The following is a 22,746-nucleotide window of genomic DNA, read 5'->3' on the forward strand; positions in this document are numbered from 1 at the left end:
GAGGTGCCCGGTGAAGATCGTGCGGGTGTCGCCGCCGACCCACACCTCACCGTCCGCGACGTCGACGTGCACCCGCCCCTCGCGATGGATGACGGTGCCCTGCGCGGCGACGTACGTCGGCGGCAGGTGGCCCGCCGGCACGAGCCACTGGGCGAGCCCGGCGTTCAGGCTGCCCGTCACCGGGTCCTCAGCGAACTCGCGCCCGTCGGAGTAGAACGCCCTGACCTCGGCGGCGACGCCGTCGGCACGTGACCCCTGCGGGTAGGTCGCCACCAGGCCGACCTTGATCCCGCGGCACCGACCGGCGTCGGGGTCCGCGGCGAGGACGGCGTCGGGAGATCGAAGCAGGATGCCGGCCCACCCGGGTCCGTTGTCGACCCACGCCATCTCCACGACGTCCTCGGGGTCCAGGCCCAGGGCGGAGACGAGGGCCTCCGCCTCGGTCTGTTCGACCGGCCCGGAGCGCATCAGTGGCGGGGCGGCGAAGGCCAGACGGTCGCCGCGCCGCACGGGCACGAGACCAGCGGCACACTGCTGCACCACGACTCCCTCGGTGGCGGGCACTCCCCCGGCTTCCAGCCAGGCGTGGGCGCTCCCGAGGGTGGGGTGCCCCGCAAAGGGCAGCTCACCCCCCGTGGTCCAGATCCGCACCGCGTAGTCGGCGGCCGGATCGGTGGGGGCCACGAGGAACGTGGTCTCCGACAGGTTGGTCCACCGCGCGATGTCGGCCATCTGCTCGTCGCTGAGGCCGTCCGCGTCGTGGAAGACGGCCAGGGCATTGCCCTTGAACGGCGCACCGGAGAAGACGTCGACGTAGCTCACGGAATCCATGGCGTCATGCAACCACGGCCCCGGGACGTCCGGCACTCTGGCTGCCAGAACGACCAAGTTGCCGGACGTAGCATGAAGGCTGGACGACAGCACAGGAGGGTGGACATGGCCGGTCATCGCATCTTCGCCACCCCGTTCTCGAGCATCTACCCCCACTACGTGGCCAAGGCCGAGCGCAAGGGGCAGCCGGTCGAGAACGTCGACACCGTGATCTGCTGGCTCACCGGGTACGACCGTGACGGGCTCAAGGCGGCACTGGCCGACGACCGTGACCTCGAGACCTTCTTCGCACAGGCCCCGGCGATGAACCCGAACGCCGAGCTCATCACCGGGACCATCTGCGGGTACAAGGTGCAGGAGATCGAGGACCCGCTGATGCAGCAGATCCGCTACATGGACCTGCTCGTCGACGAAGTGGGCCGCGGCAAGAAGATGAGCTCGATCCTGCGCGGGGGCCTAGCGACCCCCTAGGGCGGATCGACCGAACCCCTGGGCTCTCAGTCGGTCGTGCGCCGGTTGAAGGCCCGGATCGCCAGCGGTGCCAGGACCGCCGACAGGCCGACCGACCAGATGATCGTCGCGATAACGGGGTTCTGCATCGGCCAGGCGGCGTCCGCTGCGAGCGGGAGCCCGTCGTTGCCCCAGAGTTCACGCATCGCCTGGACGAGCGCGCTGATCGGGTTCCACTCGGCCAGGAAGCGCAGCCAGTCCGGCATCCCCTCGGGACGGGCGAAGGCGTTGCTGAGGAACGTGATCGGGAAGATCGTCGTGAACATCACGCCCTGCACGGCCTCGACCGACTTCAACGCCGAACCGGCGAGGATGCCGACCCAGATCATCGAGAACCCGAAGAGGATGAGCAGCAGGTAGCCGAGCAGACCCTTGGCGACACCGTTGTTGATGCCCCACCCGATGAACAGCCCCGTGACCGACATGACGACGATGCCGATCATCGAGTGGATGAGGCTGGACAGGCTGCGGGCGATGACCACCGAACCGCGCCCGATCGGAAGCGAACGGAAGCGGTCGACGATGCCCTTGGTGATGTCGGACGTCAGGCCGATGGCGACGATGAAGGAGCTGAAGGCCATCGTCTGCGCCATGATGCCGGGCAGCAGCCACTCCTTGTAGTCGACCCCCGGAATGTTGATCGACCCGCCGAAGACGAACGCGAAGAGCAGCACGAACATGACCGGCTGGATGGTCACGTCGGTGAGCATCTCGGGCTGGCGCTTGATGTGCGTGAGGTTGCGCCGGATGAGGGCGCTGATCTGCCGCCAGGCGGTGGCACCTCGCTCGTCGGGGTGCGTCGCCCGGAACTGGCCGGTGGGGCCGTTGCCCGTGGTGCCGCTCTGGGTGCCCGGGTTGGTGCTGGTGCTCATCGCTGCGCCTCCGTCGTGCTCTCGCCGACTGCGGCACCGTCGGTCTCGGTCTCGGTCTCGGCGCGGTGGCCGGTCAGGCTGAGGAAGACGTCGTCGAGGCTGGGCCGCTGGAGCCCGATGTCGTCGAGCTCGATGGCAGCCTCCTCCAGGCGTGCCGCGATGCGGGTCAGCGCGGACACCCCCTCGGCCGGGGCGGAGATGCGGCGCGAGTCGTGGTCGACGTGGATCTCACCGACGTACGCCCGCACCAGCTCAGCCGCGGCGTCGACCTCGGGGGCCCGGCTCACGGTGACGACGAGGCTGGCCTTGCCGGACTGGTCCTTCAGCTCCAGAGGGGTGCCCTCGGCGATGATCCGGCCGTGGTCGACGACGACGATGCGGTCGGCCAGCTGGTCGGCCTCGTCGAGGTACTGGGTGGTGAGGAACAGGGTCGTCCCGTCGCGCACGAGGTCGCGCAGCACACCCCAGAGCTCGACCCGGCTGCGCGGGTCGAGGCCGGTCGTCGGCTCGTCGAGGAAGAGCACCGGCGGGGTGGCGATGAGGCTGGCGGCGAGGTCGAGCCGGCGCCGCATGCCGCCCGAGTAGTCCTTGACGACCTTGTTGCCGGCCTCGGTCAGCGAGAACCGCTCGAGCAGCTCCTCGGTGGAGCGCTTCACGAGCGAGCGCTCCAGGCCGTAGAGGTCACCGATGAGGCGCAGGTTCTCGCGCCCGGTCAGCAGCTCGTCGACCGTGGCCGACTGGGCCGTCAGGCCCATCCGGTGCCGCACGGCATCCGGGTTCTTGGCGACGTCGAACCCGGCGACGTGTGCCGTGCCGCTGGTCGGGATCGAGAGCGTGGTCATCATCCGCACGGTCGTCGTCTTGCCTGCGCCGTTCGGCCCGAGCATGGAGAAGACCGTGCCCGCCGGCACGGAGAAGCTGACGCCGTCGACGGCGGTGAAGTCACCGAACTTCTTGACGAGGTCAACGGCCTCGATCGCCGGGGCGCTCACCGGTCACGCACCGGCTGAGAGGTGTGCAAAGTCATGTCACGGGAGGCTACGTGAGGCCACCGACACCCGTCACCAGGTTTTAGCGGAGACCGCCCCTCCGATCCCTCTTATCCCGGATGCCGTCCGGTCGCCACCGTCGCGGGCAGCACCTCCGCCGCGAGGACCGCAGCCGCCTCGGGGTGGTGGTCGGCGAGCAACCCCACCGCGAACAGCAGGTAGGCCGTGTCGACGCCCGCACGCGCTGCCACAGGCACCCGCCACCCCCCACCGTGGTCGCTCAGCACCTGCTCCAGCACCCGGTCCCCGACTCCCCCGGGCGCGTGCCGCAGCACCCCGCCGGACCCGACGAGCACGGTGACCTCCGCCAGCGGACGGGGCCGCTCCGACGGGTGGCCCGGCCGGCCGTGGCGCCGAACCGCCAGCACCGCGGCAGCGCTCGCGATCTCCTCCTCGGCCAGCCACTCCTGCGGCGAGCTCGCGAGGTGAGCGGTGTCGGCGGCCACGCGCGCGGCGTACTCGGCCGTTGCGCCATCGAGCGCCCGGCGTTCACGAGCGCAGGCCTCGACGACACCCTCGGCCGACCATCGCATGCCGAGGTCGGCCTCGACGGTGCGGGCGTGCCACAACGTGCCGACGACCTCGCGCTGGATGCTGGCGTCCTCGCCCTGCGGGGTGATCACCGAGTACACGTCGGTCGTCGCACCGCCGACGTCGACCACCAGGACGTCTCCCCCGACCACCTCGGCGAGCACCTCGACGCCGCGCAACACGGCATCCGGCGTCGGTGCCTGGACGAGCTCGGCGAAACCGCGACCACGGGACAGGCCCTTGCCGCCGATGACGTGGGTGAGGAAGGCCTCGCGGATGGCGGCGCGCGCCGACTCCGGCGCCACGACCCCGATGCGCGGCAACACGTTGTCTGCCACGACGAACCTCCGCCCCGTCGAGGTGAGCAGCGCCGCGACCTCGTCCGCGGCATCCGTGTTGCCCGCGACGACGACCGGCGCCGAGAGTCGGGCCTTGGCCAGCCGCTCCGCGTTGTGCAGCAGCACCCGGGCGTTGCCTCCGTCGGTGCCGCCGACGAGGAGGACGAGATCGGGGGATGCCGCCCGCAGCGCCTTGACGTCGTCGCCCGTCATCGCGCCGCTGGCGACGTGGACGACCTTGGCACCCGCGGAGAGCCCGACCCGCTGCCCGGCCTCGGCGGTCACCTCCCGCTCGTACCCCACGACGGCCAGCCGCAGGCCGCCCCCCGCGCTGGAGCAGGCGAGCACCTCGGTGGGCTCGCCGGACCCCGCCAAGTCGGCACGTACGGCATCCACCCCGTCCATGACGTCGGTGCTGACGGTGGTCGGGTGGCTGGCGGTGCCGAGGACGGCACCCGTCGTGGTGTCGACGAGCACCGCCTTGGTGAAGGTCGACCCGACGTCGACGCACAGGACGCGCGCGCTGGCGGAGGTCACAGCGGGCTCAGGTGAGGCGGTCGAGGGCCTGGCCGAGGTCGGCGATGAGGTCCTCGGCGTCCTCGATGCCGACGGAGAGCCGGATCAGGTCACCCGGCACCTCGAGCTCGGTGCCGGCGACCGAGGCGTGGGTCATCCGGCCCGGGTGCTCGATGAGCGACTCGACGCCACCGAGGGACTCGCCGAGGATCCACAGCTGGGTCTCGGCGCAGACCTTGGCCGCGACGTCCTCGCCACCCTTGACGCGGAAGGCGACCATGCCGCCGAAGCGGCGCATCTGGCGTGCAGCGACGTCGTGGTTGGGGTGGTCGGGCAGGCCCGGGTAGTGCACGGCGGTGACGCCGTCGTGGCCCTGGAGGAACGCCACGACCTTCTCGGCGTTGTCGCAGTGCCGCTCCATGCGCACGGCGAGGGTCTTCAGGCCGCGCAGCACGAGCCACGCGTCGAAGGGCCCGGCGACGGCGCCCATCGAGTTCTGGTGGAAGGCGATCCGCTCGCTGACCGACTCACTGTCGCGGGTCGTGGCGCCCGGGGCGACGACGACGGCGCCACCGACGACGTCGCTGTGGCCGCCGGCGTACTTGGTCGTGGAGTGCACGACGACGTCGGCGCCCAGGGCGATCGGGTTCTGCAGGTACGGGGAGGCGAAGGTGTTGTCGACGACGAGCAGTGCACCGGCCTCGTGGGCGACCGCCGCGATGGCCTCGATGTCGGCGATGCCGAGCAGCGGGTTGGTCGGCGTCTCGACCCACACCATGCGGGTCTGCGGGCGGATGGCGGCGCGCACCGACTCGACGTCGGCGACGGTCGCGATCGAGTGCTCGACACCCCACGGGCGGGCGACCTTGTTGAACAGGCGGTAGGTGCCGCCGTACGCGTCGGACGGCACGACGACGTGGTCGCCGGGGGCGAGGAGTGCGCGCAGCACGGTGTCCTCACCGGCGAGGCCGCTGGCGAAGGCGAACCCGCGCTCGCCACCTTCGAGGGCGGCGATGCACTCCTCGAGGGCGGTGCGGGTCGGGTTGGCGGAGCGGCTGTACTCGTAGCCGCCGCGCAGGCCGCCGACGCCGTCCTGCTTGTAGGTGCTCACCTGGTGGATGGGAGGGACGACGGCCCCGGTCGTGGGGTCGGGCTCCTGCCCGGCATGGATGGCGCGCGAGGAGAAGCCGAGGTGCTCGAAGGTCATGGCGCCCAGCGTATGCCGTTGCGTGGGCTTCCCCGGCCCACCCCGCCTTCTCCCGAATGTGGGTGAAGATCGTCGGCTGGGCGCCACTTTTCACCCACATTCGACCCGGTGATGACCCCGGGCGTGGCCCGGGGATGACTCGGGCCGGTTCGCGCGTTGGTAGGAGCATGATCTTCGGTTCACGCGCCAAGACGACCCTGCCCACCGCCGACGAGGCCCTTCCGGGCCGCGAGCACCGCACCTTCACGGTGCCGACGACCCATGAAGTGCTCGGAAGCCCGCTCGAGGGCCCTTGGCCTGACGGCACCGAGGTTCTGTACGTGGCGATGGGCTGCTTCTGGGGGGTCGAGCGGATCTTCTGGAAGCTGCCCGGGGTCGTGACGACCGCAGCCGGCTACATGGGTGGGTACACGCCGAATCCGACCTACGAGGAGACCTGCACCGGCCGCACCGGCCACGCCGAGGCCGTGCTCGTCGCCTACGACCCGACGGTGACGACGCCAGAGCTGCTGCTCAAGGCGTTCTGGGAGAACCACGACCCGACCCAGGGCAACCGTCAGGGCAACGACATCGGCACTGCGTACCGGTCAGCGATCTACTGGTCGACCCCCGGCCAGGAGGCAGCGGCGCGGGCGACCAAGGACGCGTTCCAGGACGTGCTGACCCGAGCAGGGCGAGGGCAGATCACGACGACGCTGGCGCCCGCCTCGGTGGCCGGCCCGTTCTGGTACGCCGAGGACTACCACCAGCAGTACCTGCACAAGAACCCGAACGGGTACTGCAACCACGGGCCCAACGGACTGACCTGCCCCGTGGGGATCGCCAACCTGCCGGCCCAGACGGACGTCCTGCCCCCGGCCTGAGCAGCCGGACGTCCGGCTCACGCTGCACGACGGGGCTCCCTCCCGGGGTCGGAGGTGTCGTGCACGTCACGTCCGTGGCCGACCCTGCGCGCGTACCGTGGAGGGTGAGGGAGGTGGTCACGATGTCCGCCACTTCGGTCACGACGCAGGATCGGCAGCATGCAGCCGACAGGTCCCGCGCCCGCTCTCTCACCCTCGCCGCCTACGTGGTCAACCTCGGCTACCTGGTGTGGTTCTGGGTGATGTTCATCGGCGGCTACTGGGTCGCCTCGTGGTTCGGCATCGACCCCGTCGAGGAGTCGATCACCGACCAGGGCGTCCTCGGCTGGCTGGCCGCGTTCGGACTGGGCGTGGTCTCCGCGGTGCCCAGCCTGGTCGGTGCGTTCCTGGCCGTCCGGGCCAAGCGCGCCGGCGCCGGGACAGCCGCCACCGTGGCACTGGTGATCAACATCCTGGTGCCGATCGGGTGGATCGCCCTCCAGATGCTCATGGCGTGACGAGGCACGGGTGCCGTGTCACGGCGCCCGTGGCCTGACGGGGCACACGAGGCATACGAGGCGGTCACCCGCGGGTGGCGACCCAGAGTTCCTCGGCCGGCCAGCGGCCAGCCCACCGCTGGGAGACGATCTCGTAGAACTCGTGGTCCGACCCGTCGTCGGGCGCGTAGATCTCGTGCAGTGCCTCGATGACGAAGCCCGACGCCCGCAGCAACCGCACCCAGTCGCCGTGCGAGGGGTGGAACTCGACCCCGCCTCCCTCCCAGTGCACCCGGTAGGCCTCGCGGTGACCGCGCAGGAGCGTCTCCCCAGCGACCCCCTCGTCGTCGGGCACGCACAGGGCTGACAGGTGGCTGTTGGTGAGGAAGACCAGTCGCCCTCCCGGGCGCAGCAGCCGAGCCGCCTCGGGGAGCCAGCGCTGCGGGTCGCACCAGGCGCCGACTCCGTGTTCGCTCACGACGACGTCTGCACAGCCGTCGGCCAGGGGCAGTCGCTCGCCATCAGCCTGAACGAGTGGGAACTCCGGGCCGAGGTCGACCTGCAACCTGCGGGCCGTCGCCAGCTGCTCGGACGACAGGTCGACAGCCACGGGGCGCGCCCCCGCCCGCGCCAACCATGCCGAGACGTACGCCGTGCCGCACCCGAGCTCGACGACGTCGAGGCCACGCACGTCCCCGAGCACCCCGAGCTCTCGCTCGGGCACCGCGAAGAGCCCCCACACGGGTTCCGGGCGCACCCACTGGTCGTGTGCCGCGGCATCCGTGAATCGCTCGTTCACCACCGCCCACACCGCACGATTCAGCGCGATCTCGGCGTCTCGGACCTCGCTCACGGGCACAGGCTAGACCCGCGCGCGCCGACCGAGGCCCCACTCACGGCGAAGCGTTCGCTCTCAGATGGCGGCGGCGACCTCAGTGCCCTGTCGGATGGCGCGCTTGGCGTCGAGCTCGGAGGCGACGTCCGCGCCACCGATGACGTGGGTGACCAGGCCGCGGGCGTGCAGGTCGTCGGCGATGGTGCGCACCGACTCCTGGCCCGCGCAGATGACGACGCTGTCGACGGCATACGTGCGACGTTCGGTGGCGCCCTCGGGGCCGGTGCCGACGCTCACGTGCAGCCCGTCGTCGTCGATGAGGTCGTAGGACACCACGCCCGTGACGTGCTCGACCCCCTTGGCCTTCAGCGCGGCGCGGTGCACCCACCCCGAGGTCTTGCCCAGGCCCTTGCCGATCGAGCTCGCCTTGCGCTGGAGCAGGACGACGTGACGAGGGCTGGCCTCCGGTCGGGGCTTGGTCAGGCCGCCGCGGGTCTGCGCCGGGTCACCCACGCCCCACTCGGCCCGCCACGCCTCGAGATCGAGCGTCGCCGACTCCGAGGTCGTGAGGTACTCGCTGACGTCGACCCCGATCCCTCCCGCACCGATGACCGCCACCCGCTGACCCGCGACGCGCTCGCCACGCACCAGTTCGGCATACGTCATGACCATCGGGTGGTCGATGCCGGGGATCGACGGCATCCGCGGCTCGACACCCGTCGCCACGACCACCTCGTCGAAACCGGCATCCGCCAGCTCGTCGGCGTCGACCTTGCGCCCGAGGTGCACCTTCACGCCGCCGAGGTCGAGCTGCCGGGTGAAGTAGCGGATCGTCTCGGCGAACTCCTCCTTGCCGGGGATGCGCATGGCGATGTCGAACTGCCCGCCGACGTGGTCACGGGCCTCGAAGAGCTCGACGGTGTGGCCACGGTCTGCCAACGTCGTCGCCGCGGCCAGACCGGCCGGGCCCGCCCCGACGACGGCGACCTTCTTGCGCGTCCGGGTCGGGCCGAGGACGAGCTCGGTCTCGTAGCCGGCCCGGGGGTTGACCAGGCAGGTGGCGCGCTTGTTGACGAAGGTGTGGTCCAGGCAGGCCTGGTTGCAGGCGATGCACGTGTTGATCTCGTCAGCCCGTGCCTCGGCAGCCTTGCGCACCCACTGCGGGTCGGCGAGGAAGGGCCGCGCGAGCGACACGAGGTCGGCGCCACCACCTGCGAGCACCGACTCGGCCACCTCGGGCATGTTGATCCGGTTGGTCGCAACCACCGGCACGCTCACGTGCTCCTTGAGGCGCCCGGCGTACTCGGCGAAGGCCGCGCGAGGCACCGACGTGACGATGGTCGGGACCCGGGCCTCGTGCCACCCGATACCGAGGTTGAGGATGCTCGCCCCGGCAGCCTCGACCTCGCGGGCCAGGGCAGTCACCTCGTCCCAGGTCTGGCCCTCCTCGACGAGGTCGAGCACGGAGATGCGGTAGATGACGATGAAGTCCGGCCCGGCGGCCTCGCGCACGGCGCGCACGGTCTCGACCGCGAACCGGCGGCGCTTCTCGGGGGTGCCTCCCCAGGCGTCCGTGCGGTGGTTGGTCCGGGGCGCGAGGAACTGGTTGATGAGGTAGCCCTCGGACCCCATGATCTCGACGCCGTCGTAACCGGCCTCACGCGCCAGGCGGGCCGCACGGGCGAACCCGCGGATCTGCCGCCGCACTCCGCGGTCGCTGAGCGCTCGGGGCTTGAACTTGCTGATGGGGCTCTTCACCGCCGACGGCGCGACGCACCACGGGGTGTAGGCGTAGCGGCCGGCGTGCAGGATCTGCAGGGCGATGCGGCCACCCTCCGCGTGCACGGCATCCGTCACCTGACGGTGCTGGCGGGCCTCACGGCGGGTCGTCATCTTCGAGGCGAGGGGGTAGAACGTGCCCTCGATGCTCGGGGCGAACCCCCCGGTGACGATGAGGGCGGCTCCCCCACGGGCGCGCTCGGCGAAGTAGGCGGCGAGCTTGGGGAAGTCGCGGGCGTGGTCCTCCAGACCGGTGTGCATCGAGCCCATGACGACCCGGTTGGGGAGCGTGACGTGCCCGAGGTCGAGGGGGGCCAACAGGTGGGGGTACTCGCTCATGTCACTGCTCTCGTCTCACTCGGGCCGGGGTCGGCGCCACCACCGGTGCCGGGGTCGAGCCGCTTGCGATGTTACCGGCGGGTCAACCTCTGCGGGTTGTGAGGCTGCTCGCAGGTCACGCCACTGCCGCACCAGGTCCTCGACATCCACCGTGGGGGCGAGCAGTTGGGGCATGCCGGGCTCGGGGGGCCGCAGCCGTTCGTGACGCACGCGCCGGTTGAAGTCCTCGAGCACCTCGCGCACCGAGTCCTCGGTGCGCAGCTCGACGAGCGACTGCGGGAAGGATGCGGCCTCCTTGCGCAGCTGGAGCGGCGCCGGCAGCGCCACGGAGAGGTCGAGCCCCTCCCGCTCGGCGTAGCGCCGCACCCACCACATCAAGTCGTCACGATCGCCGAAGTCCGGAAGCGGCTTGCCGGCACCGGGCAGGTTGTCGAACTCGCCGCGCTCCTGCGCCTCGCGGATCGCCTTCTCGACCGGGCTCTCCCACGCAGGGCGACCGGGCTCCATCGACGACCCTCGAAGCGTCAGTCGGACAGGAAGGAGAGCAGGTCAGCCCGGGTGAGCACACCGACGGGCTTGCCGTCCTCGACGACCAGCACGGCATCGGAGTTCTCGAGCTCGTGACGAGCTGTGGTGACCGGCTCACCGGCGCCGACGAGCGGCAGACCGGGGCTCATGTGCTTGGCGACCGGATCGGCCAGGTGCGCCTGACCGGTGAACAGCGCCTCGAGCAGGGCCCGCTCGGACACCGACCCCGCCACCTCACCGGACATCACCGGGGGCTCGGCGTTGACCACCGGCATCTGCGACACGTGGTACTCGCGCAGGATCTCGATGGCGTCGCGCAGGGTCTCGGTCGGGTGCGTGTGCACCAGGGCCGGCAGGTCGCGGCTCTTGCCCCGTAGGACGTCCCCGACGGTGCGCTCAGCACCCGTGCGCATGAACCCGTAGGAGGCCATCCAGTCGTCGTTGAAGATCTTGGACAGGTAGCCGCGGCCCGAGTCCGGCAGCAGGACGACGACGACGGCATCCGCCGGCAGGTCCTTCGCGACGCGCAGGGCGGCGACGACCGCCATCCCGCAGGAGCCGCCGACGAGCAGGCCCTCCTCGCGGGCCAGCCGGCGAGTCATCTCGAAGGACTCGGCGTCGGTGACCGCGACGACCTCGTCGACCTGGGCCGGGTCGTAGGCCGAGGGCCAGAAGTCCTCGCCGACACCTTCGACGAGATAGGGGCGACCGGTGCCACCGCTGTAGACCGACCCCTCCGGGTCGGCCGCCACGACGCGCACCCGCCCGCCCTCACGATCGGCCGAGACCTCACGCAGGTAGCGACCCGCACCCGAGATCGTTCCGCCCGTGCCCGCCCCGGTGACGAAGTGGGTGATGCGACCGTCGGTGTCGGCCCAGATCTCCGGGCCGGTGCTCGCGTAGTGCGAGAGCGGGCCGTTGGGGTTGGAGTACTGGTCAGGCTTCCAGGCCCCCGTCGTCTCACGGACGAGCCGGTCGGACGTGGAGTAGTAGGAGTCGGGGTGCTCCGGGGGCACCGAGGTGGGGCAGACGACTACCTGGGCGCCATAGGCCTTGAGCACGTTGCGCTTGTCCTCGGAGACCTTGTCCGGGCACACGAAGATGCAGGAGTACCCCTTGCGCTGCGCCACCAGTGCCAGCCCCACGCCGGTGTTGCCCGACGTCGGCTCGACGATGACCCCACCGGGCTTCAGGGCGCCGGAGGCCTCGGCCGCCTCGACCATCGCGAGCGCGATGCGGTCCTTCACGGACCCGCCCGGGTTGAGGTACTCGACCTTGCCCAGCACCGTGGCGGCGATGGCGTCGGTGACCGAGTTCAGCTTGACGAGGGGCGTGTTGCCCACGAGGTCCAGGATGTGCTCCGCATACTTCACCGGTTCATCCTCCCATGCGGCACGGGCGCCCTCGCGCATCCGGAGCGTGCCCGAACGTGGGTGAAGATCGTCGGCTGGGCAACAGTTTTCACCCACGTTCGCGGATGCCGTGCGGCGGGTTCGCGGATGCCGTGCGGCAGGTTCGCGGATGCCGTGAGCGACCATGGGGCCATGGACGACTACCTCGCCGTCAACCGCGCCAACTGGGACGAACGGGCTGCGGTGCACGCTGCCAGTGCCGACTACGGTTTCGAGCGGTTCATCAGCGACCCCACACACCTCAGCGACGTGGTGCGCTTCGACCAGGCCCTGCTCGGCGACGTGAGCGGGCTGCGCGGCATCCACCTGCAGTGCCACATCGGCACCGACACGTTGTCGCTGGCCCGGCTCGGGGCCGAGATGGCCGGCCTCGACCTCTCCCCCGCCTCGCTGGACCAGGCACGCCACCTCGCCTCGGCCTGCGGAGCCGAGATCGACTACGTCGAGGCCGACACCTACTCCGCACCTGCGGCGCTCGCCGGGCGGCGGTTCGACCTGGTCTACACGGGGATCGGGGCGCTGTGCTGGCTCCCGGACATCGACCGCTGGGCCGGGGTCGTCGACGACCTGCTGGAGCCGGGCGGGCAGCTCTTCGTGCGCGAAGGCCACCCGATGCTCTGGGCGTTCGACGACATGAACCCCGACGTCCTCACCCTCGGGTACGCGTACTTCGAGACGCCCGAGCCCTTCGACATCGAGGAGGAGGGAACCTATGTCGAGAGCGACCACCGGTTCGTCAACACCAAGCAGCTGTCCTGGAACCACGGCATCGGCGACACCATGACCGCCCTGCTGCGACGAGGGTTCGAGGTCACCGGCTTCGTCGAGCACCGCAGCGTGCCGTGGGAGGCCCTGCCCGGGCGGATGGTGCGCGATGCCCCCCACGACGAGTGGCGTCTCACGAACCACCCCGAGCGGATGCCGCTCACCTATACGCTGCAGGCCCGCAAGCGCTGAGCGTCAGACGCTCAGCACCGAGGACCAGAGAGGGGGTGACGTCGCATGGGACGAGCACGCAGAGCCCGCAAGATCGCCGCCACCGCGGCCTACGGCGGCGGTGGGATCGCCGCGGCAGGCGCCGCCCTCGGCGCGGCAGGCTGGGGGCTGATCAAGGCCGAGGCCGCGCTGGCCCGCCGGGTCATCGGCAGCCCCTTCGACTCCTCCCCCGATGACAACGGCGTGTACGGCTCCGGCGCGGGCCGCCCCTTCGAGATCGTCGTGCTCGGAGACAGCTCGGCAGCAGGTCTCGGTGCCGACGCCCCGCACGAGACCGTCGGTGCGATCATCGCCAACGGCGTCGCCGCCCTCACCGGGCGCCGGGTGCAGCTGACCAACCGCTCCGTCGTCGGGGCCGAGTCCAGCGACCTCGAGCGGCAGCTGGCCAACGCCCTCGAGGAGGTGCTGCGCCCGGACGTCGTCGTCATCATGATCGGCGCGAACGACGTGACCCATCGCATCGAGCGATCGGCCTCGGTGCGCGCCCTCGAGCAGACCGTTCGGCGCATCCGCGCCCTGGGGAGCGAGGTCGTCGTCGGCACCTGCCCCGACCTCGGCACCATCCAACCGATCGCCCAGCCACTGCGGGCCCTGATGAAGCACTGGTCGCGAGACCTCGCCGCCGCGCAGACCGTCGCGGTCGTCGAGGCCGGCGGTCGCACGGTGTCCCTCGCCGACCTGCTCGGCCCGGAGTTCGAGGGCTCCCCCCACGAGATGTTCAGCAAGGACCGCTTCCACCCCTCTCCCGCGGGCTACGCCCGCGTCGCCTCGGCGATGCTGCCGACGGTGTGCGCCGCCCTGGGCGTGTGGGGTGTCGACACGGTGGACCGCGCCCCCGAGCGACGGCGCGGGGAGGGGGTCGGGCCGGTCGCCGTGGCCGCCGGCCAGGCCGTCAAGGAGCCGGGCACCGAGGTCGCCCCCACCGAGATCGCCGGGCAGTCGCGCGGACCCCGAGGCCGCTGGGCGGTGCTGCTGCGCCGACGCCGCGACGCCGTCCCACCACCGCAGGACCCGGTCGAGGAGAGCCCGATCGAGGCGAGCGTCACCACCGACGGCAGTGACGCGGTGGCCGAGGGCGAGCCATCGGCATCCGACCTCGGTGCACCAACCTCGGACTCCCCGGCGAGTCCCGGCAGCGCCTGACGCCGGGACCCTGGATCAGCTCAGTCCGTGACGATGGCGTCGAGTTCGATCTCGACCTTCCAGCGGGGGTCGAGCAGCCCGGCCACGACGACCATCGTGCTGGCCGGGCGGATGTCGCCGAAGATCTCACCGTGGGCCGAGGAGATCGCCGCGACGACGTCCGCATCCGCATCGGTGATGTAGTGCCGGGTGCGCACGACGTGTTCCGGGCGCCCACCAAGCTCGGCGAGAGCCCCGAGGGCGATCTCCCAGCAGCGGCGGGCCTGCGAACCCGCGTCGACGCTGACGTGCCCGTCGGCGTTGATCGGTGCGGTGCCCGAGACCGCGATGTGCTGACCGACGCGGACGGCGCGGGAGAACCCGACGCTGCCCTCGTACGGCGACCCTGATGATGCTCGGCTACGCGTGGTGTCCATACCTGCATCATGGCCCTGCCGGCAGCCGTTCGCCGCGTGATGGTGACCACGGGGACACCTCGGGCGGGAACCTCCCGGCTACCCTTGCGGCATCCACTGAGCAAGCGCTTAGTGGATGCCGTTCGCCGGACGCCCCCGCGCGTCTCCCGTCCCGACGCCTGCGCGTCCCACCCCCAAGGAGCCCTCGTGACCGAGGCCGTCATCGTCGCCACCGCCCGCACCCCCATCGGCCGGGCGTTCAAGGGTTCGCTGAAGGACATCCGCCCCGACGACCTGTCGGCACAGGTGGTGCACGGTTTGCTGGCGAAGCTTCCGGGTCTCGACCCGAGCACCATCGACGACCTCTACTGGGGCTGCGCCGACCCGAGTGGACGGCACGGGTCGAACATGGCGCGGGTCATCGCGGTGCTCGCGGGCATGGACCACCTGCCGGCCGCGACGATCAACCGCTTCTGCGCGAGCTCGACCCAGACGATGCGGATGGCCTTCCACGCGATCAAGGCCGGCGAGGGCGACACGTTCTTGGTCGGCGGGGTCGAGTGCGTCTCGCAGTACACCTCGTTCGCGGGTGCGGGTGGCAGCGACGCCGACACCCAGAACCCCCTGTTCGCCGATTCTGCTGCGCGCTCGGCCGAGATGGCGGCGTCCAACGCGACCTGGACCGACCCGCGTGAGGCCGGGATGCTGCCCGACATCTACCTCTCAATGGGGCAGACGGCGGAGAACGTCGCGACCGCGCGCGGGGTGTCGCGGGCACGCCAGGACGAGTGGGGTGTGCTGAGCCAGAACCGGGCCGAGCAGGCGATCGCCGACGGGTTCTTCGCCCGCGAGATCCTGCCGGTGACGATGCCCGACGGCACGGTGGTCTCGACCGACGACGGGCCGCGGGCCGGGGTGACGCTGGAGGCCGTGTCGGGGCTGAAGCCGGTGTTCCGCGAGGAGGGCACCGTCACGGCGGGCAACTGCTGCCCGCTGAACGACGGGGCCTCCGGGGTTGTCGTGATGAGCGATGTCCGGGCGCGTGAGCTGGGGCTGACGCCGCTCGCGCGGATCGTGTCGACCGGGGTGTCGGGGCTCTCGCCGGAGATCATGGGCCTCGGACCGGTCGAGGCGTCGCGTCAGGCGCTGGCCCGGGCGGGCATGAGCATCGGTGACATGGACCTCTACGAGATCAACGAGGCGTTCGCGGCGCAGGTGCTGCCCAGCGCCGACGACCTGGGCATGGACCCCGAGCGGCTCAACGTGCACGGCGGCGCCATCGCCCTGGGTCACCCGTTCGGGTCGACCGGCACACGCATCATGACCACGCTCATCAACGGGTTGCAGACGCGCGACGGCCAGTTCGGCCTGGAGACGATGTGCGTCGGCGGCGGCCAGGGCATGGCGATCATCGTCGAGCGCCTGAGCTGACCCGGTATCTCCTCGCCGTGAGTGCGGAAGTGGCTGTCATGGCAACCACTTCCGCACTCATCGCGCGTCAGGCGAGGGCGCGTCAGGCGAGGGCGCGCCGGGCTGCGGTCAGCAGGTCGGGTATGCCGTCGCCGTTGCCCTGCGCGTAGGCGTCCCAGACGAGCACGCTGAGCTGGTCGACCACGACGGCCGGCCCGAGGTCCGGCACCTCCGCGACTTCTTGCGCTCCAGCCACCTCCGGCGGTGGGCGCTCAGGTGGCTGGAGTGCAAGAAGTCGCGGGAAGGTGCGGGGGGCGAGGTCGGCGAGAAGGTGGCGGAGCACCGGCATCCGCTGCTCTGCCGCGGCGATCGGGAGTTCGGCCCACCGTCGGCGGATGCGGTCGAGCTCGGTGCGCGCCTGCGGCGCGACGACGTCGCCGGATGCCGCCCGCCCGGCATCCGCTCCCGGGTCGCCTGACGTGCCGCCCGGGTGCACAGACGGCACCGCCGGGGCAGGTGAACCTGCCCCGGCGGGTGCGTGTGAGAGGTGCTCGGTCACTCGCGCAGGCGAGCGAACAGGCGCAGGAACTCGATGTAGAGCCACACCAGGGTGACGATCAGCCCGTGGGCCAGGAGCCACGAGTACTTCGCCGGTGCGCCGGTGCGGATGGCCTGCTCGATGGAGTCGAAGTCCAGGGCGAGGGTGAAGGAGGCCAGGCCGACGGCGAACAGCGAGATGCCGATGCCGAGGGGACCGGAGCCACCGAAACCAAACGCCGTGTTCGTGACCATCGCGAAGATGAAGTTCACGACGGCGAAGATCGCGTAGCCGAAGATCATCATCGTCATGATGCGGCGGAACTTGGCCGTCACCTTGATCAGGCCGAACTTGTAGGCCAGGAACATGCCGGCGAAGGTCGACAGGGTCGCGAGGACGGCTTGGCCGACGATGCCGGGGTAGGCCTCATTGAAGTACTGGCTCACAGCCCCCATGAACAGACCCTCGACCACGGCGTACGCCAGGATCAGCGGAACGCTGAGGGCCTTCTTGAAGGCGATGACGAGACCGAGCACGAGCGTGCCGATCATGCCGCCCAGCCACAGCATCATCCCCAGGCCGGGGTTCGCCGCAGCGACGGTCCAGCCGACGGCGCCGGTCACGAGGACGATGGCGAAGAGGCCGAGCGTCTTCATGATGACGTCGTCCATGGTGACGCGTCGGGTGTCGACCGGGCCTGCGGACGGCCCGTTGTACATGTCCTGAAGTTGCTGGGGAGTCATCTCCGCCATGTTCGGCTGGGCCGACATGGGTGACGGGGATGAGTAACCCTGGCCCCCGAAGCCGGCGTAGCCGCTCTGGGCATCCTTTTCGATGCGATTGAAGGCCGGATTGCTGGCCATCGTTCCTCCGTGATGGTCATGGCGGTGGCAGTCACCGCACGTGTCATCAGGATAAGCGTGCGGGAGTGGCCTCGTGTTCCCTCGCCACACGCCTGTGGACGACCGGGCAGCGGCGATGACAGTGCTGGTGCCCCCGACGGGGGTCGAACCCGCACCTGTGGCGATTTTAAGTCGCCTGCCTCTGCCAGTTGGGCCACGGGGGCGACGCCACTGTAGCCGCCACCCCGTTCCGACCAGGGTGGTGGCGAGGTCAGGGAGTTGGCGACGGCGTCACTGTCGGCGACGGGCTCGAGCTGGCGATCTGCGAGGTGGTCGGACTCGGAGTCGGTGAAGACGTCGGGCTGACCGCGGTGGAGGGCGCCACCCCGGGAACCGGCGCGAGGACGAGCGGCGGTGTCCACGGCATCCGGGGATCAGCCCAGGCATCGTGGCCCGCCCACCGCAACGGAAAGACGTCCCGGGCCACGTCCGGCATGCCGTCGTCCGGCCGTGTCGGGATGCCCTCGAAGGTTCCGTCGAACAGCAGGTTCGTGTCGATGACGACCGTTCGACCGGCTTGGTCGAACAGCCGCACGCCGTCGAGGCGGTTACCTGACGCGTCGTAGGCGAAGAGGTTGCGCACCTCCTCGCCGTTCGCGGTGATCGATTCCGGGTATGGCGCATAGCCCTCGCTCATGTACTCGTTGTCCGACCCGAGGTAGCTCTGTGTGTACGTCGACACCATCGGCAACACCGCAAGGGCTGCGATGACGTTGGCGACAGCGAGCGACGTCCACACTGCCGGGCGCAGGGGCTCACGACGCCGCAACGTCAGGCCCAACCAGAAGGAGAGGACTGCGCCGAGCATCGGCAGCAGAACCGTACGGCCGGTGCCTGTCCACATGGACAGCAACCAGCCCAGGGCGGCACCGCGCGCGAGCCACCACGTCGGGCGGAGCTCGCGCAGCCACGGCCAACGAACGAGGATGCCGTCGCCCCTGGCGCCAAGCGACGTCACCATGGTCTCGACGAGACCCGGACCGGTGGCGCCAGCGCCGACGACGGGCGCCCGGGGGGCGAGGCCGGCCGCTGCCCGCAACTCGGCGGCGTAGGCCTCGGGCTCCCCGAGCAGCACCCCGAGCCGCTCGCCAGTCTCGGCAGCGCGCTCGTCCAGGTCCGCCTCCATACCGGCAGTGAGATCCTCGACCTCATCGCTGGGCAGGTCCGAGAGCCAGCTGCGCACCGCGGTGACGTACGCGCGCACGTCGGCCGCGCGAGCCTGCGCCGACTCGGCACCGGCGGGCAGCACCTGAGTTGCTGCGGCGGAGCCCCCGTTGGTTGTCCCACCCATGGCTTCCGTGTCGTTCATGACTGCACTCCTGCCTGCTCGAGCAAACCGTCCATCGTCGCGGCGAACGCCGCCCAGGTCTTGCCCTCGGTCTCCAGCAGGTGCCGGCCCTGGGCGTTGATGCCGTAGTACTTGCGGTGCGGGCCCTCGTCGGAGGGCACGACGTACGAGGTCAGCGCGCCAGCCGAGTAGAGGCGGCGCAGCGTGCCGTAGACCGACGCGTCGCCCACCTCGTCGAGCCCTGCCGAGCGCAACCGGCGCACGACGTCGTAGCCGTAGCCGTCCTCCCGGGCGACGACCGCGAGCACGGCGAGGTCGAGCACCCCCTTGACCAGCTGTGTGCCCTCCATGGCACCCCTCCTTTGCGCACATCCCGATGATGCAGTTCGCACACTACCGCGGATTGCGTATTAGTGCGCACCGCGAACTACCACCGGCGCGTCGCCTTCCACGATGTGACCTATTGGTCGATTCGCGTACGGCGCCCGCCGGCGCCGGGTTAGACGTCACGGGCGCAGGGTTGGACGTCAGGGGCGGACGTCAGGGAGTTCGCGTCAGGAGGAGACGAGCGACAGGGTGACCCCGTCGAGGATGTCGTGCTCCGAGGTCACGACGACCGCCTCGGGCGAGCGCGCCAGCACCCGGTCGAGCACCTCGAGCCACACGAGGGCCCCTCCCCCGATGACGTCGACCCGCCCAGGGTGCATGAAGCCGAGCCCCGCCCGCTGCTCCCTGCTCATCGCGAGCAACGAGCGGCACGCCTCGCGGTGCACGTCCGCCGGGATGCGAGCCAGGTGGGAGGCCTCCGGGTCGTACCTCGTCAGACCGAGCGCGTGCGCGGTGATCGTCGTGATGCTCCCGGCCAGCCCGACGACGGCCCCGACCCCGTCGAGGCGCACCTCGCGTTCAGCGACGTCGAGCGCGGCACGCACGTCGGCCCGGGCGGCCGCCACCTGATCAGCCGTCGGCGGGTCGTCGTGCAGGTGACGCTCGGTCATCCGCACGCTGCCGATGTCCATCGAGTACGCCGCCTCGACGTGGGCCGTCCCTCGCACGAGCTCGGTCGAGCCGCCCCCGAGGTCGACGACCGCATAGGGCCCCGGCACGGCAGCGGCCCGAAGGCCACCGGTCGCGCCGGTGAACGACAACTCGGCCTCCACGATGCCCTCCACCACCTCCGGCACGACATCGAGATCACCGAACGCGGCCCGCACCCCCTCGACGAACACCCCTGCGTTGCGCGCGTCCCGCGAGGCCGACGTCGCGACGAAGCGCACCGCCGTGACCCCGTGCTCACGGCACAACGCGGCGTACTCGCGGGTCATCGCCAAGGTCCGCTCCATCGCGTCGGGCGCGATCACCCCCGTGCGATCGATGCCCTGCCCGAGCCGCACGACCTCCATCCGGCGCACCCGATCAACGAGCGCCCCACCGGCATCCACGTCGGCGATGAGCAACCTGATCGAGTTCGTCCCGCAGTCGATCCCCGCGACCCGAGTCGGGGCCCCGCTCACGCCGAGGCCTCCCCCTGGGCCGCGGCAGACCCGGGTGCGTCGGCCGAACACGGATGCCGTTGCCACCACTGCGGGAGCATCGCCAGCGCTTCGTCCCCCAGCGGGTTGACGCCCGGCCCCGCCCCGAGCGAGTGGGCGACCAGGACGTGCAGGCACTTGACCCGGGTCGGCATCCCACCGGCGGAGATGCCGGCGACCTCAGGCACGTCACCGAGCTGGGCCCGCCGCTCGAGGTAGTCGACATGGGCCGCGGCATACGCCGCGCGCAGGGCCTCGTCGTGCTCGAGCCGCTCCGACATCTCGCGCATGACCCCCTGGCTCTCCAGGGTCGACAGGGCACCGGTCAGCTTCGGGCAGGTGGCGTAGAACGACGTGGGGAACGGCGTGCCGTCGGGCAGTCGCGGCTCGGTGCGCACGACATCCGGCTCGCCACAGGGGCACCGGTGAGCGACCTCGGCGACGCCGCGGACCTCGCGCCCGAGCTGCCGGGTCACGGCTTCCAGGTCGGCCGGATCGACGGGCGGCAGGTCGTGGCCTGCGCTCATCGGCGGGCTCCCGGCGCGTCCGCGGTGCGTGCGGACTCCCAGACACCCTGGTACCAGGGCAGCTCCTCGTCCGACGAGGCAATGGCGGCCAACGGGTCACGGTTGCCGGCGTCGGGCTCCGGGTCGAGCACCGTGTACGACTTCTCGCCGGGCTTGACGAACTTCAGCCGTTGCCGGGCCTGCTGCTCGACGTAGGCGGGGTCACGCCAGCGCTCGCGCTCGGCCTGGAGCGCCGCGACGTCCTGCTCCTGGGCGGCAACCTTGTCGCGCAGCGCCGCGATGTCGCCGCGCTGCCCGATGTAGGCGGTGACCGTCGACCCGAGCAGGATGACGAGCAGGCCCAGCACGGCGGTCAGGGCCAGTGCACGACGGGCCCGGCGGTCACCCGTGACCCCGCCGAGCAGCCGACGCCACCCCGTGACGGGCACCGCCGCGGGAGGCGCCGACGAGCCCGCTGGACGGGTGGACGCCGACGGGCGCCCCCCGGCCGGACGTCGCGGTGGTCGCGACGCCGGACCGCGGGAGCGCCCGGTGGCCATACGAGTACTCAGCCCTGCTGGCGGCGGGCAAAGCGCGGGAAGGCCTCGGCGCCGGCGTAGACCGCGGCGTCGTCCAACTCTTCCTCGATGCGCAGGAGCTGGTTGTACTTGGCGACGCGCTCGGAACGGGCCGGCGCGCCGGTCTTGATCTGGCCGCAGTTGGTGGCGACGGCGAGGTCGGCGATCGTCGTGTCCTCGGTCTCGCCGGAGCGGTGGCTCATCATGCAGCGGTACCCGTTGCGCTGGGCCAGCGACACGGCATCCAACGTCTCCGTGAGCGAGCCGATCTGGTTGACCTTGACGAGCAGGGCGTTGGCGGTGCCGGTCTCGATGCCGCGGGCCAGGCGCTCGGGGTTGGTGACGAACAGGTCGTCGCCGACGAGCTGGACGTCGTTGCCCATGCGGTCGGTCATGGCCTTCCAGCCGTCCCAGTCGGACTCGTCCAGCGGGTCCTCGATGGACACGAGCGGGTAGTCGCGCACGAGCTCGGCGTAGTAGTCGATCATCTCGGCCGAGGTCTTCGAGCCGCCCTCGAAGGAGTAGACACCACCGTCGTGGAACTCCGAGGCGGCGACGTCGAGCGCCAGGGCGATCTGCTCGCCCGGGGTGTAGCCGGCCTTCTCGATGGCGACGAGGATGAGGTCGAGCGCGGCCCGGTTGGACGGCAGGTTGGGCGCGAAGCCACCCTCGTCGCCGAGGCCCGTGGCCAGGCCCTGCTCCTTGAGCACGCCCTTGAGCGCGTGGTAGACCTCGGCCCCCCAGCGCAGCGCCTCACGGAAGCTGTCGGCGCCGATCGGCGCGATCATGAACTCCTGGATGTCGACGTTGGAGTCGGCGTGGCTGCCACCGTTGAGGATGTTCATCATCGGCACGGGCAGGACGTGGGCGTTCGGCCCACCGACGTAGCGGAACAGCGGCAGGTCGGCGGAGTCGGCGGCCGCGCGGGCCACGGCCAGCGAGACACCGAGGATGGCGTTGGCGCCGAGCTTCTCCTTGTTGGCGCTGCCGTCGGCGGCGAGCATCTCGGCGTCGATGAGGCGCTGCTCGCTGGCCTCGAAGCCGAGCAGCTTGGGGCCGAGGTCGTCGATGACGGCGTCGACGGCCTTGAGCACACCCTTGCCGAGGTAGCGGTCCTTGTCCCCGTCACGGCGCTCGGAGGCCTCGAAGGCCCCCGTCGATGCGCCGCTGGGAACAGCCGCCCTCGCGAGGGTGCCGTCGTCGAGGGCAACCTCGACCTCAACCGTGGGGTTGCCGCGCGAGTCGAGGATCTCGCGGGCGCCTACTGCCTCGATGCTGGCCACGCCGGACTCCTGAAAGTTGTTCTGGATGGGATCGGGTCCGAGCCTAGTCCTCGTCACCGACCTGCGCTGGGCGCGACCCGCTTCGTGGG

Annotated in this window: 24 protein-coding genes and 1 tRNA gene; 6 read left to right on the forward strand and 19 right to left on the reverse strand. The window is 71.0% G+C overall.

Going from position 1 to position 22,746, the window contains the following annotated elements; translation table 11 throughout:
• Window positions 1-831 (reverse strand): PhzF family phenazine biosynthesis protein (locus tag PLL68_RS00835; RefSeq protein ID WP_324530736.1); only part of this gene is annotated, 831 nt, incomplete at its 3' end.
• A 105-nt stretch (window positions 832-936) separates the two neighbouring features.
• On the opposite strand from PLL68_RS00835, the gene PLL68_RS00840 reads away from it, so the two are divergent.
• Window positions 937-1,302, forward strand: a complete 366-nt coding sequence (locus PLL68_RS00840) for a DUF2200 domain-containing protein (protein ID WP_324530738.1) — start codon at window positions 937-939, stop codon at window positions 1,300-1,302.
• A gap of 26 nt (window positions 1,303-1,328) precedes the next feature.
• On the opposite strand, the gene PLL68_RS00845 is transcribed toward PLL68_RS00840, so the two are convergent.
• The 4 genes from PLL68_RS00845 to PLL68_RS00860 form a co-directional block, all read right to left on the reverse strand.
• On the reverse strand, window positions 1,329-2,213 hold the full coding sequence (locus tag PLL68_RS00845) for an ABC transporter permease (protein WP_324530740.1): 885 nt from the start codon (window positions 2,211-2,213) through the stop codon (window positions 1,329-1,331).
• The gene (locus PLL68_RS00850) at window positions 2,210-3,205 is read right to left on the reverse strand and encodes an ATP-binding cassette domain-containing protein (protein ID WP_324530741.1); all 996 of its coding nucleotides are present in this window, start codon (window positions 3,203-3,205) and stop codon (window positions 2,210-2,212) included. Before PLL68_RS00850 ends, PLL68_RS00845 begins: the two co-directional genes overlap by 4 nt.
• Before the next feature lie 107 nt (window positions 3,206-3,312).
• Window positions 3,313-4,668, reverse strand: coding sequence for a glutamate mutase L (locus PLL68_RS00855; RefSeq protein ID WP_324530742.1), 1,356 nt, complete (start codon window positions 4,666-4,668; stop codon window positions 3,313-3,315).
• Between the two features lie 7 nt (window positions 4,669-4,675).
• The gene (locus tag PLL68_RS00860) at window positions 4,676-5,854 is read right to left on the reverse strand and encodes a cystathionine gamma-synthase (protein WP_324530745.1); all 1,179 of its coding nucleotides are present in this window, start codon (window positions 5,852-5,854) and stop codon (window positions 4,676-4,678) included.
• 167 nt (window positions 5,855-6,021) lie between these two features.
• Between PLL68_RS00860 and msrA the strand changes: the two genes are divergently transcribed.
• Together msrA and PLL68_RS00870 are read left to right on the forward strand one after the other, a co-directional pair.
• On the forward strand, window positions 6,022-6,717 hold the full coding sequence (gene msrA / locus PLL68_RS00865) for a peptide-methionine (S)-S-oxide reductase MsrA (protein ID WP_324530747.1): 696 nt from the start codon (window positions 6,022-6,024) through the stop codon (window positions 6,715-6,717).
• A gap of 122 nt (window positions 6,718-6,839) precedes the next feature.
• On the forward strand, window positions 6,840-7,214 hold the full coding sequence (locus PLL68_RS00870; RefSeq protein ID WP_324530749.1) for a hypothetical protein: 375 nt from the start codon (window positions 6,840-6,842) through the stop codon (window positions 7,212-7,214).
• 64 nt (window positions 7,215-7,278) lie between these two features.
• Here the strand turns inward: PLL68_RS00870 and PLL68_RS00875 are convergent, their stop codons facing one another.
• From PLL68_RS00875 to PLL68_RS00890, 4 genes are read right to left on the reverse strand one after another with little or no spacing between them, the layout of a single operon-like run.
• On the reverse strand, window positions 7,279-8,046 hold the full coding sequence (locus PLL68_RS00875) for a class I SAM-dependent methyltransferase (protein ID WP_324530751.1): 768 nt from the start codon (window positions 8,044-8,046) through the stop codon (window positions 7,279-7,281).
• A gap of 60 nt (window positions 8,047-8,106) precedes the next feature.
• Entirely contained in the window at window positions 8,107-10,146 is a 2,040-nt protein-coding gene (locus tag PLL68_RS00880) for an oxidoreductase (protein ID WP_324530753.1), read from the reverse strand.
• Between the two features lie 15 nt (window positions 10,147-10,161).
• Complete coding sequence (locus PLL68_RS00885) at window positions 10,162-10,653, reverse strand: DnaJ family domain-containing protein (RefSeq protein ID WP_324530755.1); 492 nt, start codon at window positions 10,651-10,653, stop codon at window positions 10,162-10,164.
• A 17-nt stretch (window positions 10,654-10,670) separates the two neighbouring features.
• On the reverse strand, window positions 10,671-12,047 hold the full coding sequence (locus PLL68_RS00890) for a cystathionine beta-synthase (RefSeq protein ID WP_324530757.1): 1,377 nt from the start codon (window positions 12,045-12,047) through the stop codon (window positions 10,671-10,673).
• A gap of 171 nt (window positions 12,048-12,218) precedes the next feature.
• Here PLL68_RS00890 and PLL68_RS00895 point away from each other — a divergent pair, with 171 nt between their 5' ends.
• Window positions 12,219-13,043 (forward strand): class I SAM-dependent methyltransferase, encoded by an 825-nt coding sequence (locus tag PLL68_RS00895; RefSeq protein WP_324530758.1) that lies wholly within the window; start codon window positions 12,219-12,221, stop codon window positions 13,041-13,043.
• A gap of 45 nt (window positions 13,044-13,088) precedes the next feature.
• Window positions 13,089-14,225 carry an SGNH/GDSL hydrolase family protein gene (locus tag PLL68_RS00900; RefSeq protein ID WP_324530760.1) on the forward strand — a complete coding sequence of 379 codons (1,137 nt, stop codon included), beginning with the start codon at window positions 13,089-13,091 and terminating at the stop codon, window positions 14,223-14,225.
• Between the two features lie 20 nt (window positions 14,226-14,245).
• Here the strand turns inward: PLL68_RS00900 and PLL68_RS00905 are convergent, their stop codons facing one another.
• The gene (locus PLL68_RS00905) at window positions 14,246-14,641 is read right to left on the reverse strand and encodes a RidA family protein (RefSeq protein ID WP_324530762.1); all 396 of its coding nucleotides are present in this window, start codon (window positions 14,639-14,641) and stop codon (window positions 14,246-14,248) included.
• A gap of 186 nt (window positions 14,642-14,827) precedes the next feature.
• On the opposite strand from PLL68_RS00905, the gene PLL68_RS00910 reads away from it, so the two are divergent.
• Window positions 14,828-16,051, forward strand: coding sequence for an acetyl-CoA C-acetyltransferase (locus PLL68_RS00910; RefSeq protein ID WP_324530764.1), 1,224 nt, complete (start codon window positions 14,828-14,830; stop codon window positions 16,049-16,051).
• Window positions 16,052-16,133: 82 nt separating this feature from the next.
• On the opposite strand, the gene PLL68_RS00915 is transcribed toward PLL68_RS00910, so the two are convergent.
• From PLL68_RS00915 to eno, 9 genes are all read right to left on the reverse strand, one after another.
• Window positions 16,134-16,535, reverse strand: a complete 402-nt coding sequence (locus tag PLL68_RS00915) for a hypothetical protein (RefSeq protein WP_324530766.1) — start codon at window positions 16,533-16,535, stop codon at window positions 16,134-16,136.
• Between the two features lie 50 nt (window positions 16,536-16,585).
• A complete protein-coding gene (locus PLL68_RS00920; RefSeq protein ID WP_502910580.1) occupies window positions 16,586-17,431 on the reverse strand; it encodes a Bax inhibitor-1/YccA family protein in 846 nt (281 codons plus the stop codon).
• 125 nt (window positions 17,432-17,556) lie between these two features.
• Window positions 17,557-17,634: transfer RNA gene (locus PLL68_RS00925), tRNA-Leu, on the reverse strand.
• A gap of 47 nt (window positions 17,635-17,681) precedes the next feature.
• Window positions 17,682-18,779 carry an HAAS signaling domain-containing protein gene (locus tag PLL68_RS00930; RefSeq protein ID WP_324530770.1) on the reverse strand — a complete coding sequence of 366 codons (1,098 nt, stop codon included), beginning with the start codon at window positions 18,777-18,779 and terminating at the stop codon, window positions 17,682-17,684.
• Entirely contained in the window at window positions 18,776-19,108 is a 333-nt protein-coding gene (locus PLL68_RS00935) for a PadR family transcriptional regulator (RefSeq protein WP_324530772.1), read from the reverse strand. The genes PLL68_RS00930 and PLL68_RS00935 overlap by 4 nt, the downstream gene beginning before the upstream one ends.
• Window positions 19,109-19,312: 204 nt before the next feature.
• Window positions 19,313-20,272, reverse strand: a complete 960-nt coding sequence (locus PLL68_RS00940; protein ID WP_324530774.1) for a Ppx/GppA phosphatase family protein — start codon at window positions 20,270-20,272, stop codon at window positions 19,313-19,315.
• Window positions 20,269-20,817 carry a DUF501 domain-containing protein gene (locus tag PLL68_RS00945; protein ID WP_324530775.1) on the reverse strand — a complete coding sequence of 183 codons (549 nt, stop codon included), beginning with the start codon at window positions 20,815-20,817 and terminating at the stop codon, window positions 20,269-20,271. The genes PLL68_RS00940 and PLL68_RS00945 overlap by 4 nt, the downstream gene beginning before the upstream one ends.
• Window positions 20,814-21,245, reverse strand: coding sequence for an FtsB family cell division protein (locus PLL68_RS00950; protein WP_324530776.1), 432 nt, complete (start codon window positions 21,243-21,245; stop codon window positions 20,814-20,816). Before PLL68_RS00950 ends, PLL68_RS00945 begins: the two co-directional genes overlap by 4 nt.
• A 119-nt stretch (window positions 21,246-21,364) precedes the next feature.
• The gene (gene eno, locus PLL68_RS00955) at window positions 21,365-22,657 is read right to left on the reverse strand and encodes a phosphopyruvate hydratase (RefSeq protein ID WP_324530778.1); all 1,293 of its coding nucleotides are present in this window, start codon (window positions 22,655-22,657) and stop codon (window positions 21,365-21,367) included.
• Window positions 22,658-22,746: the final 89 nt, after the last annotated feature.

It is taken from the genome of Ornithinibacter sp. (genome assembly GCF_035443565.1).
In the GTDB taxonomy this organism is placed as follows: domain Bacteria; phylum Actinomycetota; class Actinomycetes; order Actinomycetales; family Dermatophilaceae; genus Fodinibacter.